Raw genomic sequence first — 14,363 nt, forward strand, 5'->3', positions numbered from 1 at the left:
TTTATTTATCACATGTTTATGCGACAAATAATCAGAAACAAAAAAGGAGAATAATCCTTTAATAAAACAGAGCAGAAACTTAAAGTGAAACAATAAAGGAGCAGGATATAAGTTTTGCTTTTAAGTAAAATGATTAATTCATTACATTTGCTTATTTGAACAGTCAACCTAAAAAGAACTAAATGATGAAGTTGTTAAAATCAAGCTTTACGGTATTATTACTGGGCCTTTTTGTGCTGGGTGCAGCTAGTGAGATGCAAGCACAAGATCGAAGATCTGTTGTTAAGACATATAATAAAGGCATTGAGTTAAAGCAGAATGGTGAGTTTGAACAGGCTATAAACACCTTTAACCAGACTATAAATAGTGCTCAAGAATTAGGTGAAGAGGGTTCTGACCTTGTGGATCGGGCTGAACAGCAGCTGGTTGATACTTACTATAAACAAGCTGTGAGCGAATATAAAAATCTTCAGAAGAATCAAAATTTAGACAATTTTGATAATGCAATTGCAGCCTTTGAAAATGCCAGGGATGTAGCGGAGGACTATGAAAGTGCTAAAGTACAGGAGAAAATATCTCAAATTATTCCTCAACTACTTTACAATAAGGGCGTTTTTGCATATAAGAGTAATCAGCCTGAAGTTGCTTTAGATGCATTGAATAATGCCATAGAAGCCAATCCCAATTATTCCAATGCTTATTATCAAATCGCATTAGTGCAAAAGAATACAGAAGGATATAGCCAGGATGAAGTAATTTCATCTTTTGAAGAGGCTCTGGAAATTGCACAGCAAGAGAATAACAGTTCAGTAATTACTGAATCTAATAAACAGTTAGGCGGGATATACTTATCACGGGGTCATAACCTCGTTAATGAGCAAAATCAGGTTCAAGAAGGTATAGAAGCCTATAAAAAAGCTTTGGAATATACCCCTGAGTCGGCACAATTGTTCTTTCGTTTGGCTGAAGCACACAACAAAATTCAAGAATGGAATCAAGCGAGAGATTATGCTCAAAAAGGGTTAGAACTCGAAACGGGCGGAAGTAGCGATCAGGCGAAATACTACTTTGAACTTGGTAATGCATATCAAGGATTAGGTATGAAAGAAGAGGCGTGCTCCGCATTCAGTAATGCTGCCTACGGCAGTTTCAAGTCTCCGGCAGAGCATGCGATGGAATATGATTTAGAATGCGAGGAAAGTGCTTCGAACTAGTCTTTGCCAACCTACAAAACTTTAACGCTGAATTAAGGCCTTCTGAAAAATCAGGAGGCCTTAATTTTTTTATAAAGAGAATTTTTTATGTAAGCATAGCATTAACTATTTTCAGCTCTAATTTACTTTATGCTGCTAAATAAAAATTATTGAATCCTCTTTTAAAATGAGCCAAGTCACTACCTCTCTTGATGAATTGTGTGTTAATACAATCAGAACTTTATCGATGGATGCCGTGCAAGCTGCGGAATCAGGACATCCCGGTATGCCTATGGGAATGGCCGATGCAGCCTATGTTTTATGGACGAAGTTTTTGAAACATGATCCTGCGAATCCGGACTGGTATAACCGTGATCGTTTTGTGCTTTCAGCAGGTCACGGATCAATGCTTTTATATAGCTTGCTTCACCTTACCGGCTATGATTTGCCGCTCGAAGAGCTGAAGAATTTTCGTCAGCTCGACAGCCAAACACCGGGTCACCCGGAATATGGCTATACGCCCGGAGTAGAAACTACAACTGGACCGCTGGGCCAGGGATTTGCCACCGGGGTGGGAATGGCGATGGCCGAAGCTCATTTGGCTGCTAAGTTTAATGAAAATAATTTCCCGATCACTGATCACTATACGTATGGCATTGTAAGTGATGGAGATCTGATGGAAGGAATTTCTCAGGAAGCGGCTTCATTGGCAGGTCACCTGGGGCTCGGAAAAATCATCTATCTGTATGATGATAATGAAATTTCTATTGACGGCAGTACAGATCTCGCTTTTACAGAAGATGTCCAAAAGCGATTTGAAGCAAATGATTGGCATACTGTAAAGATTGACGGTCATGATCGCAATGCTGTTGAAAAAGCCATAATTGAAGCGCAAAAGGTTACTGATAAACCCTCCCTTATCATTTGCCGGACTCATATAGGCTTCGGCAGTCCCAATAAGCAGGATAGTGCTGACGCCCACGGATCACCTCTTGGAGAAGAAGAGATTACAAGGACAAAAAATAACCTGGGATGGAATTTTGATAAAAAGTTCTATATCCCTGATGAAGTATCAGATCATTTCAGACAAGAAAAAGATAAAGGGGCTAACGTCTATCAGCAATGGCAAGAGCTTTATAGCGACTATAAAGAGAAATATCCTCAAAAAGTAAGAGAATTGGAGGATGCTCTAAACAGAAAACTACCTGAGAATTTTAAGGATATCTTACCAACTTTTGAAGCTGATGAAAAAGGATTGGCAACAAGAGCTTCTTCAGGTAAAGTTTTACAACCTATTACTGCGAAAATCCCGCATATGATCGGGGGATCTGCTGACCTGACGGGAAGTAATAAGACCTGGATAGATGACGGTGGTATATTTTCGTCATCTGATTTTAGTGGACGAAATATCCATTTTGGTGTACGTGAGCACGCTATGGGAGCAGCCCTCAACGGGATGACCTTGCACGGTGGAGTAATTCCTTACGGAGGTACATTTTTGATTTTCTCGGATTACTGCCGTCCGGCCATTCGTATAGCTGCGCTCTCTCATATTCCATCTATTTTTGTGTTTACCCACGACAGCATTGGACTGGGAGAAGATGGCCCTACTCATCAGCCGGTAGAACATCTGGCTTCGTTGAGAGCAATGCCGCACACACTGGTACTACGTCCGGCCGATGCCAATGAAGTGGGCTGGTGCTGGAAAGCTGCTTTGGATCATACAGATGGTCCTTCACTTATCGTGCTGACACGACAAAATGTACCGACATTTGCCCGTGACGAAGAAAATGCAGCCGAGAATACCTTGCGCGGGGGTTATATACTCGCGGATTCAGACAAAGACCAGCCCGATGTGATTCTTATGGGTAGCGGATCAGAAGTTCAGCGGGCTATGGACGCCAGAGAAAAACTTGCCGATCAAGATATCGACGCCCGGGTGGTAAGCATGCCTTCCTGGGAGCTTTTTCGCCAGCAGGATGATGTTTATAAGCAAAAGGTTTTACCTGATGAAGTAACAGCTCGTGTTTCTATTGAGGCTGCCGCAACCTTTGGTTGGAAGGAATGGGTCGGTGATGAAGGTGTAGCTATAGGGCTGGATCGCTTTGGAGCTTCTGCACCTTTTGAAGAGATCTTTCAAAAATTCAATATAACGGCAGAACGTATGGTCGAAGAAGCTAAAAAGTTAGTGAGCTAATTTCCGAGTTATTCGTTATGGTGAACACAGGTAAATGTGACATCATCTGTCGGCTCTTCGTTGCCGATAAAGTTATTAAGTGAAGAATGAATTTTATGAATAATTGTCTGGGCGTGCAGTGATCCGTAAACGCTCATTATGCCGTCCAGGCGTTCTTCACCATATTCTTCTCCATATTCATTTCGTGCTTCGGTTAATCCGTCTGTATAAAAAATAACGCTGTCGCCGGGCTTAAAATGAAACTTCTTTTGCTGAAGGTGGAGCTCCATATTTCTGGATGAGGTCATCCCAAGGGCATACCCGTCAGAACGTAAATTGAACGTAGCGTCCCGTTCTTTGCTGTAAAGGATCGGCGGATTGTGTCCGGCACGTGCAAAGTTAAAACTGTCTTCTCCTTTTGGAAAAAATGCTGCACAAGCTGTTACAAATGTTTTATCTTCGATGTCAGATTTTACATAGTTGTTGAGTTCCAGGAATAGTTCTTTAGGACTGGGATGGCTTTTTTCGATGATTAGATGGACCAGAGCTTGCATACGGACCATATACAGGGCGGCCGATAATCCTTTGCCAGAAACATCTGCTATGACAATATAAGTACCTTTATCAGTGGGGATAATATCTACATAATCACCACCTACTTCTTTTGCAGTATTGGCGAAGGAAAACATTTCGAGCTGATCGCGTTTCTGCTCTGTGTTTGGCAGCAGACTAAGTTGTATCTCACGTGCGAGATCGATTTCACGCTTCATATCCGATTTTTCAAGCAGCTCGACCAAGAGCAGCATCAACATTGATCCGAATGCAAACGGAATTAACAGATCATAAAATATTACAAAGCCGGTTATTTGCAGAAATCCAAACAAGTAATAGGCAATAAAGGATACAACGGATAAACCAAATAACAGCCTTCGTGTGGGATTCAAACGTTGGGTCAGAGCGGAAAAAAGCCGTAGAAATTTTAAATGTCCCGGCACTTCCTGGTCTTCGGCTCGCTGAATATCTTCACCTACAGCTTCTTTATATAGTTGTTTTAGCCGGTCTGTATCTTTATATAACTCTTTACCGATACGCTCCCGGGTCATCCCCGAGATATATTCTTTATAGAAGGTTTTGGTATTTTTAAAAGCAGTTTGTGCTTCGTTTTTAAGACCCATGCAGAAATGATCAAATTTTTCTTAAACTCGTTATTCGAAAACGAGCCTAAAAAGTTTTACCTTTTCACTGTTTTAATGAAGGAATATTTTTTTCCAAATTTTAAAAGATTGAAGTATAAGATAAAGAATGTCTAAAAGCCTCCTTTTTTTATTAGACGGTATGGCGTTGGCCTATCGTTCGCACTATGCATTTATCAGCAGTAATTTAAAGAATTCAGAGGGAATCCCAACAGGACCTATTCTGGGATTTGCCAATACACTCGAGAAACTGCTGGAAGAACATGAACCCACACATATTGCTGTAGTATGGGATACTGATGAACCGACCTTTAGGCACGAAATGGATGAAGATTATAAAGCCAACCGTCCACCACAGCCGGAGGAGCTCAAAATTGGTATCCCGCTAATTAAGGAGATGATTGAGGGATACGGCATCCAAAACCTTGAACAGCACGGTTATGAGGCCGATGATATTATAGGCACCATCGCTGATCGGGCGAATGCTGAAGATGTGGATGTATTTTTAGTGACGCCGGATAAAGATTTTATGCAGCTGGTTCACGATCATATTACTATGTATAAGCCTGATAACCAGAATGGAGGATTTAACCTGATAGACCGGGAAGGCGTTAAGGACTATTTTGGAGTATATCCAGAAAATGTAGTGGATGTATTAGCCATTTTGGGTGATAAATCCGACAATATTCCAGGCGTTAAGGGTATCGGTAAAAAAGGAGCTCCCAAGCTAATTAATAAATACGGTACACTTGAGGAAGCTATCGATGATGCGCCGAATATGAGCTCTAAAAGGCATCGCGAGGGGTTGCAGGAATATGCCGAAGAGGCCTTACATGCCAAAGAGATGGTAAAGATCAAAACGGATGTACCCGATACGGTTAAATGGGAAAAGCTGGGATGGGAAGGTCCCAATGAGGAGAAGCTTGGCAAGTTTTTTAAACGCATGGAATTTCGGCGGTTGACGAGGAAATATATCGGTGAAGAGGTCACGCGTTCACGATCAAAAAAATCATCTGAGGATGATGGCCAGGGTGACCTGTTTGCAAAGGATGAGATGAAAAAAACAGAGGAATCCGAATTTGATGAATACGAGGAGAAAAAATGCACCTATGAGCTAGTTGATACTATAGAACATCTCAAATCGCTGGTAGAAAAGCTAGAAGGCACAAAAAAACTCTGTTTTGATACCGAGACCGACGGAATCAACTCTATGAACAATGGATTGGTTGGTATATCGCTGGCAACAACAGCGGGCGTTGGTTACTACATACCGATTGATGTTGAAGGTGGCCTTCCAAAGAAAAAAGCTTTAGCGTTACTACAGTCGCTTTTTGCAGATCCTCAATCACTTAAAATTGCTCATAATTTTAAGTTCGATTACATGGTACTGAAAAGGGCGGGATTACAAATTGAAGGAAAGGCATTTGACACTATGATTGCCGGTTATCTTATTGATCCCAGCCAAAAGCTCGGAATGGATGAACTTGCCCGGGAATATCTTAACTATGATCCAATTTCTATCACTAAATTGATTGGGGATGGACGGAAACAAAAGTCGATGGATGAAATTGATCCCTCAAAAGTTAAGATATATGCCTGTGAAGATGCTGATATCACACTTCGGCTGTATGAAGTATTGAGTGAAGTGCTCGAGAAGGATGAACTGGCCAATATCGCAGAGACGCTCGAATTCCCGCTGATGAAAGTACTGGCCGAGATGGAGATGAACGGCATTTTGGTGGATGAGGGAATATTGGAAGAAATTTCGATGACCCTTCGCAATGATTTGATCAGTCTTGAAAAGAAAATCTTTGAGAAAGCTGGAACAGAATTTAATATCAATTCTCCGAAGCAGCTGGGCGAAGTACTGTTTGATAAGATGGACTTGCCGGCTGGTAAAAAGACCAAGACAGGTCAATATTCTACGGCTGAGTCGGTACTTAGAAAACTGGCCGTCGATTACGAAATGCCAGAGCTGATTTTGGAATATCGTGCGCTGAGCAAGCTGAAATCAACATATGTAGACGCACTTCCAAAGTTGATTAACGAAGAAACGGGTCGCATCCACACCGACTTCAATCAAAGTATTGCGGCTACGGGGCGTCTTTCGTCGTCCAATCCGAATCTGCAGAATATTCCCATCCGGACTGAACGGGGACGCGAAATTCGCAAAGCTTTTGTTGCCGATGAAGGCTACAAACTACTTTCGGCCGACTATTCCCAGGTTGAACTTCGCGTGATTGCTTCTATGGCCGAGGATAAAAATATGATTGAGGCATTTCGCAATGACGAGGATATCCATTCCCGAACTGCTAAAGAAATATTTGAACTCGATTCGATAGAGGATGTTACTGCAGATCACCGGCGCAAAGCGAAAGAGGTGAATTTTGGAATTCCCTACGGAGTTAGTGCTTACGGATTGGCAAATCGGTTGGGGATCAGCAATAGTGAAGGGAAAGAGATGATCGATCAGTATTTTGAGCGCTTTCCCGGAATTTTACGCTATATTAATGAGACAAAGCAGTTTGCCCGGGAACATGGTTATGTTAAGACGCTGATGGGTCGACGGCGTTATATTCCTCAGATTAATGCCAGTAATTGGAATCGGCGTTCTTTTGCGGAACGGACGGCTATTAATATGCCTATCCAGGGGACGGCAGCTGATATTATTAAACAGGCGATGCTTGATATCCACGAATTTCTTGAAGAAGGGGATTCGCAAGCGCGCATGTTGCTGCAAGTGCACGATGAACTTATTTTTGAGGTGCCGGAGGATGAAGCAGAGGAGACACCCCAGAAAATAAAAATGTTGATGGAAACAGCATATGAGCTTGCTTGTCCATTAAAAGTCGATATGGGATTAGCTAACGACTGGTTAGAAGCTCATTAATCAATCAATCAATCAACCAATCAATCAATCTTATTCTATCGTAAATGTTTTAGTTGCCAGCACATTCCCATTGTTGTCCTCCACAATGACACGCCAAGGGCCAGTCCAGCTGTCCAAAATATTTTTAGAGCTCCAGGTCCGCCAGTTTTCCGCTTGTACATTAAGCTTGATGCGTGCCTTCTCTTTATCTTTATAGTACCAGACATGCGTAATCTGAGAACTATCGGATTCGCTTTGAACCTGAGTGAAACAAAATATATTCCCTATATCGGCTGTAAAAGATGTATCAGTACCCACAGGTTGTCGATCTTCTATGGATGTCGCCAGATCGATTTGATTAACTTTTATCTGTTGTGAGTTGGCTGTACTGGCTGAAATGACTACAAAAAATAAAATCCACCATATATATCTAACCATAACATATACCTTTACTGGTCTTTTTATTAATATGGGGAATTTTTCATCAAAATTGAACAGCTATTTGTCGAGCTTAAATCGGGGCAGGTGTAATTCCCATTGAATAGCCGCCAGTCGAAGTCCGATAACAACCAGCATTCCCAGAATTATGTTTACTGTTGGCAATAATGGAGTAATTTGTAAAAGAAGATACACAGTGGCCCCGGCCAGGGCAGCGGTGGCATAGATATCGCGGCGCATAATAAGGGGGATTTCATTGCTTAAAACATCGCGGATCAAACCACCTACCGTACCGGTAATGGCAGCCATAATCACAATGATAACGCTGTTTGAAACAACTTCTTGCGTGATTTGGGCACCTAATATGGTAAAAACAGCCAGCCCTAACGCATCAGCCAATAAAAGTGCTTTCTCCGGCGGATTGCTATACTGGGTATACCAGATTGTAAAAAGAGCGGCAATTATTATCACCAAAAGATAGATAGGATCGGCTATCCAAAAAATAGGGTGACGGTCGAGCAGCAGATCTCTGGTGGTGCCGCCGCCAACAGCTGTTACTACTGCAATGATGACTACTCCCAACAAATCAAGACTTTTTCGCCCGGCCGCCAAAGCTCCCGAAATCGCAAAAACGCCTACACCAAAAAGATCGAGCAGATATAACAGGTCGAAAGAAATCTGAATGTCAGAAATTAATTCATCCATTAATTCGATGCCATGTTATTTATCCCAAAAAATAAAGGGAGCCCCAAGGACTCCCTCTGAAATAGATAATAATTTGTGTTACCTAAAGCTGATTCCTGCGCCCAGGTTAAAACTGGAGTAATTCGAAAGGGTATATGATCCTGATATATGAAAGACGGCAAAACGCAGGCGGAAACCGGCCAGCGCACGAAAACCATTGTCACCATCGATGGAAAGATCAATTGGTTCATCAACCGCTTCAACAGTAAACGGTTCTTGTGGATCTGGGTTCTCTTTAGGTACAACCGTCGGATATGAGCCTGGTGTGGCTATATTAAATGTTGAGGCTTCATATCCCACACCTCCATAAACCGAAATAACGGGGAGTGTTTTACCAACCAGCGCATTTATAGTCCAGGCATCTGTATTCATAGTGATTCCCTGACCCTCCCACTGAGAATCACTGTATGGATTTTCGGTTTGTTGAGGTCTTTCTATCACCTGATCGGGTGTGACATCAAAATCGGAGCTAACTTCCATTCCGGTGTACCCGAACATAACAGAGAGATCAATCGGCATAAGATTACCACCGGGTAGCCACTGGTTAATTCCGTGCTTTGCCCCGACACCAAACATATTAAATGAGCCAAAATCACCGACTTCATATTCAGGCATATATCGAACCATGATTTCGGTATCTTTGACAACGCCTACGGCACCTTTAACCATCGGAGCTGGAACGTAGCCAAAGCCCGAACCTTCAGGCATGTTGAACTCCAGAATTTTTTCATTATTTCCATTGATTTCTTCATAGTAGGCAAGAAGCGCTCCTGTTTCATCCGCACCATTAATAGTGGGAGAGTTAGGATCGGTTCCCTCTAGTTGCAACTGTTGCAGACCAAGCTGGGTTACATCAAATGATTTGGCACTATTGGGCACAATAGCCAGTCCGCTGCTGACAGTAAGGTCGAAACCGAGCTTGCTGTGTGGTTTAGCAGTATTTGTCCACCCGGTATTTAACGAAGCACCAAAACCCGATCCAAATGGTTCAAGGTAGGCCTCCGCTAATGTATTTGCGTCTTCACGTCCGGATTGCAGAATGCTTCCCACATCACCGATTTGTGCAAATGAGGTTGTGGTATCGAATCCCAAAAATCCGATTAATAAAATACTGATTAGTAGGCGGTATCGTAGATTCATTTTGTTAGTAATTTATTTTGATATTAGCCATCCGAATTATCGTTTGTAATACTACTGAATTTAAAGGCAAGACTCTAATTATGAATCTTCTTCTAACGAATCAAGGATCTTTAGATAGGAATCGTAACGGTCGGGGTCGATTTTTCCCTCTTCAAACGCCTGCATAACTCCACAGCCGGGTTCGTGACTATGAGTGCAGTTATTGAATTTACAATGCTTGCGGGGCTCCAGCATCTCAGGAAAGAAAAGTGAGAGCTCCCAGGGTTCAATATTTACCAGCCCAAATTCGCGAATGCCGGGTGTGTCAACCAGATAACCGCCAATTTCAAGAGGCAGAAGTTTTGCAAATGTGGTGGTGTGCTTACCTTTTTCATTATATGTAGAAATGTCGCCGATCTCCCGGTCGATATGAGGATCAACATGATTGAGCAGGCTTGTTTTACCAGTTCCGGAAGGTCCGATAAACACAGAGGTCTTATCTTTCAGATCCTTTTTCAGAAGATCAATTGATTCCTCATCCTTAATACTTGTCTTCAATACCGGATAGCCGAGTTCGGTGTACAGATCGGTCAGATAAGCCACATAATCTTTGTCTTTACTATTAGCCAGATCCATTTTATTGATGATGATGCTGGCTGGTATCTGATAAGCCTCGCACGTAACCAAAAAACGGTCAAGAAATCCCTGTTTGAACCTCGGTTTTTTGATCGATTGAACAACATAGGCACAATCGATGTTTGCTGCCAAAATCTGACTGTCTTGATGGTGATGTGTCGACTGGCGAATAATATAATTTTGTCGATCCTCGATCTCCTCAATACTTCCGGTCCCGTCGTCATTGATTTCGAATTGCACATAATCACCGACGGCAATTGGATTGGTAAGGTCGTGATCTTTCAGCCGAAAACGGCCAGGCAGTCGGCAATCGATAGTTTGCAAACCACCATTTTTATCATAGGAAACCTGATACCAATGTCCTGTTGATTCTACGACGCGACCTTTTTTTGCCAAATTTTATTTTCCTTATTTATGGATGATTAATGACCCTAAAATAAAAAAGTCACCCCGATAAATCGAGGTGACCTGATTGTTTTATTTATCAGTGAGCTATTTTGCCATTTCTTGATGGATACCTTCACGAAATTCCTCAATCATCTTATCAATAAATGCGGGAATATCATCCGGATTCCGGCTGGTTACTAGGCCTTCGTCAACCACTACCTCCTCATCAACCCAGTTTACACCTGCATTGATCAGATCTGTCTTGATTGAATGATAGGATGTCATTGTACGGCCGCTGAGTTTTCCCGTTTCAATCATCGTTTGCGGACCATGGCAAATGGCAGCAATTGGCTTTCCGGCATTGAAAAAGCTATTCACAAAATCCACTGCTTTTTTATTGGTCCGCAGTTTATCGGGATTAAGTACACCGCCGGGAAGAAAGAGGCCGTCATATTCTCCCACAATTGCATTATCTAAATGAACATCTACATTGTAGAGATCACTCCAGTGATCGTGATCCCATGCACGTATTTCGTCCTCGTTCGGAGAAACGATATCAGCTTCTGCTCCGGCTTCTTTAAGTGCTTTTCGCGGTTCTGAAAGTTCAACTTCTTCAAATCCTTCCTCTGTTAGTATTGCGATCCTCTTGCCTGATAATTCTTCAGCCATAATGGATAGGGTTTTTGGGATGAAAGTTTTTCTGATCTACTAAGTGAAATATCAGACCAGTAAGAATTGTTCCCCATATCCGAGACTTTATAAGTGATATTATCTAGTCCTCCGGCATCTTGGAACATCCGCAATTGATAATCCAGGCGTTAACGCTTGTTTATCGAAAGCTACCGGAATTTGTCTCTATTCAGTCTTCACCATGCAATTATATAGTCTTTTGCAGGATTAGATATAAAAGATTCTAAAGAGCAATTGGATATTGTCCGAAGCTTTCAAGTGGTTTTGCAAATAAAAAAAGAGCCCGACTCTTTCGAAGCGGGCTCTTTTAATAATCTAATTAAACATTAGAAAAATTATTCCATCACAATAGTCTCTTCGGTTGAGTCTTTCGTTCGGGAATTCTCTTCATGTTTTTGCTTATAATTTTCGCTGACTTTGAATCGGTCAGCGGGGTTACGAACCGGCTCTTCTTCAAGCACGATATCCAACAGCGGATCCATGCGCTCGAGATATTCCACCTTCAGATCACCGAGAACATCCTCTTCGATTTCGGCGACATCCTTTTCGTTTTTCTGTGGAAGTAGAACCTTTTCGATACCAGCACGTTTAGCTGCCAGAACTTTCTCTTTGATACCGCCTACAGGCAATACTTGTCCGCGCAGCGTGATTTCGCCGGTCATCGCAAGTGTGCCTTTTACTTTACGCTGTGTAAAGATTGAGGCTACGGCCGAGAATATTGAAATACCGGCCGAGGGTCCGTCCTTGGGCACGGCTCCTTTGGGCACGTGAATATGCAGATCCCAGTATTTGAATGCTTCTTCCGGAATGTTGAGCTCATCCGAATGAGCTTTCAGATACGACATTGCCAGCATAGCAGACTCTTTCATCACATCACCCAGTTGCCCGGTGATATGCAGCTTGCCTGTACCTTTTGAGACACTGGCTTCGATAAAGAGTATATCGCCGCCGTAAGGTGTCCATGCCAGTCCCGTAGCCACGCCGGGCACTTTCGTGCGTTCGGCTACCTCAGCAAAATACTTACGCTTACCAAGATATTCTTGCAGATCTTCAGCTTCTACCGTGTGTGGACCTTCGTCACCTTTGGCAATTTTGGCAGCCACACCGCGGCAGACCGATCCGATTTCACGCTCCAGCGAGCGAACACCGGACTCACGCGTATATTTCTCAATGATATTCTCAATCGCCTCATCTGTAATATTAATTTGATCTTCCTTCAGCCCATTTTCTTCGACCTGTTTAGGCAACAGATGCTCTTTGGCAATCTGAGTTTTTTCCTGCAGCGTATATCCACTGATGTTGATGATCTCCATACGATCACGCAGCGGCGCCGGAATAGTATCCAGCGAGTTAGCCGTGGCGATGAACAGAACTTTTGAAAGATCGTATTCCAGCTCCAGGTAGTTATCCGAGAAACTGTCGTTTTGCTCCGGATCAAGTACTTCGAGCAGGGCAGAGGTGGGGTCGCCACGATAATCTGATCCCACTTTATCGATCTCATCAAGCATCATTACCGGATTGTTCGTACCGGCTTTCTTCATAGCTCGAAGAATACGTCCCGGCAGTGCGCCAATGTAAGTGCGGCGGTGTCCCCGGATTTCAGCTTCGTCATGGATTCCACCCAGACTAAAACGCTCAAATTTACGATTTAACGCGCGCGCGATGGATTTCCCAAGCGAGGTCTTACCAACGCCCGGAGGTCCGTAGAAGCACAGAATTGGCGCCTTCATATCGCTTTTCAGCTTAAGTACAGCCAAATATTCAATAATACGCTTCTTTACCTTTTCCAGCCCGTAGTGATCTTCGTCCAATACCTTTTGGGCATTTTCCAGATCCAGATTATCATCCGAATATTTATCCCACGGCAGGTCAAGGATCCACTCGATATAATTGTGGATGACACCGTAGTTAGGAGAAGAGTTGGGCGTTCGTTCTAACCGCGTCAACTCTTTATCTACCGTTTCCTGGGCCTCTTTGGGCATGTTCTTTTCTTTTGCACGCTGACGAAGATTGCTAATCTCTTCCTGTTCACCATCTTCGCCGAGAGCTTCCTGGATGGCCTTCATCTGTTGACGCAGATAAAAATCGCGCTGCTGCTCATCGATATCCGATTTAACCTTCGTTCTTATCTCTTCACTTAGGTTCAGAACCTGCAGCTCTTTGTTCAGAAATTCCATTACACGTTCGAGCCGCTCCGAAAACTTGCGGATCTCCAGCACTTTCTGCTTGTCTTCGGTAGACACATTCAGGTTTGAAGAGATGAAGTTCAGCAGAAAATTAGGACTGCTAATGTTGTTAATGGCTACCGAAGCTTCTGACGGAATATTCGGAGACAGATTGACAATTTTGCTGGCTGTCTCTTTAACGGATCGTATAGAAGCGTCCAATTCAACGCCTTCGATATCCATTTCTTGTCTGAAAGGCTCAACTTTTGCCTTGAAATAAGGATCTTTTTGCAGGTATTCCTCAACCTTGAAGGTCGTTTTGCCTTGAATAACGATACTTTTGCTGCCATCCGGCATCTTAATGAGCTTAAGGATCTGCGCTACTGTGCCTACTTCGAACAGATCCTCTTCGTCGGGATCTTCATCCTGTTCATCTTTTTGACTGACCACACCGATCGTTTTGTCTGACTCGTACGCTTCTTTTACTAAATTAAGCGATCGATCGCGTCCTACCGTAATTGGAACCACAACACCGGGAAACAATACGGTATTTTTAAGCGGCAGGATAGGAAGTTCGTCTGGTACTTCAGACTCTGTTAATTCTTTTTCTTCCTCCTCCGACATCAGGGGAATTGCCTGTTCAAAATCATCGAATTGATCCTGAATATCCTCCAAATCGGCCAAACTGTTAAAGATGTTATTCATGTATAAAAATGCTTTAGATCAAATTTTCTTTAAATGTTGTTCTTTATA

Annotated in this window: 10 protein-coding genes; 3 read left to right on the forward strand and 7 right to left on the reverse strand. The window is 42.8% G+C overall.

The features are described from left to right. The first annotated feature begins 182 nt into the window (after positions 1-182). The gene (locus ACT3ID_RS05750; RefSeq protein ID WP_491541041.1) at positions 183-1,214 is read left to right on the forward strand and encodes a tetratricopeptide repeat protein; all 1,032 of its coding nucleotides are present in this window, start codon (positions 183-185) and stop codon (positions 1,212-1,214) included. A gap of 166 nt (positions 1,215-1,380) precedes the next feature. Then, the gene (tkt, locus tag ACT3ID_RS05755) at positions 1,381-3,390 is read left to right on the forward strand and encodes a transketolase (protein WP_491541042.1); all 2,010 of its coding nucleotides are present in this window, start codon (positions 1,381-1,383) and stop codon (positions 3,388-3,390) included. 8 nt (positions 3,391-3,398) lie between these two features. Here the strand turns inward: tkt and ACT3ID_RS05760 are convergent, their stop codons facing one another. Next, positions 3,399-4,544: a PP2C family protein-serine/threonine phosphatase gene (locus ACT3ID_RS05760; RefSeq protein ID WP_491541043.1), complete on the reverse strand. Its 1,146-nt coding sequence runs from the start codon at positions 4,542-4,544 to the stop codon at positions 3,399-3,401. Between the two features lie 127 nt (positions 4,545-4,671). Here ACT3ID_RS05760 and polA point away from each other — a divergent pair, with 127 nt between their 5' ends. Further along, complete coding sequence (gene polA, locus ACT3ID_RS05765) at positions 4,672-7,452, forward strand: DNA polymerase I (RefSeq protein WP_491541044.1); 2,781 nt, start codon at positions 4,672-4,674, stop codon at positions 7,450-7,452. 30 nt (positions 7,453-7,482) lie between these two features. Here polA and ACT3ID_RS05770 read toward each other — a convergent pair whose 3' ends face one another. The 6 genes from ACT3ID_RS05770 to lon all read right to left on the reverse strand — a co-directional run bounded on the left by ACT3ID_RS05770 (position 7,483) and on the right by lon (position 14,315). Further along, positions 7,483-7,869 carry a DUF2914 domain-containing protein gene (locus ACT3ID_RS05770; protein ID WP_491541045.1) on the reverse strand — a complete coding sequence of 129 codons (387 nt, stop codon included), beginning with the start codon at positions 7,867-7,869 and terminating at the stop codon, positions 7,483-7,485. A 60-nt stretch (positions 7,870-7,929) separates the two neighbouring features. After that, the gene (locus tag ACT3ID_RS05775) at positions 7,930-8,574 is read right to left on the reverse strand and encodes a trimeric intracellular cation channel family protein (RefSeq protein ID WP_491541046.1); all 645 of its coding nucleotides are present in this window, start codon (positions 8,572-8,574) and stop codon (positions 7,930-7,932) included. A 78-nt stretch (positions 8,575-8,652) separates the two neighbouring features. Next, on the reverse strand, positions 8,653-9,753 hold the full coding sequence (locus tag ACT3ID_RS05780) for a DUF6588 family protein (RefSeq protein WP_491541047.1): 1,101 nt from the start codon (positions 9,751-9,753) through the stop codon (positions 8,653-8,655). A gap of 78 nt (positions 9,754-9,831) precedes the next feature. Continuing rightward, the gene (rsgA, locus tag ACT3ID_RS05785) at positions 9,832-10,764 is read right to left on the reverse strand and encodes a ribosome small subunit-dependent GTPase A (protein ID WP_491541048.1); all 933 of its coding nucleotides are present in this window, start codon (positions 10,762-10,764) and stop codon (positions 9,832-9,834) included. Between the two features lie 96 nt (positions 10,765-10,860). Next, positions 10,861-11,424 carry a type 1 glutamine amidotransferase domain-containing protein gene (locus ACT3ID_RS05790; protein WP_491541049.1) on the reverse strand — a complete coding sequence of 188 codons (564 nt, stop codon included), beginning with the start codon at positions 11,422-11,424 and terminating at the stop codon, positions 10,861-10,863. A 356-nt stretch (positions 11,425-11,780) separates the two neighbouring features. Further along, entirely contained in the window at positions 11,781-14,315 is a 2,535-nt protein-coding gene (lon, locus tag ACT3ID_RS05795; RefSeq protein WP_491541050.1) for an endopeptidase La, read from the reverse strand. Positions 14,316-14,363: the final 48 nt, after the last annotated feature.

This window comes from Fodinibius sp. GM108, assembly GCF_058386985.1.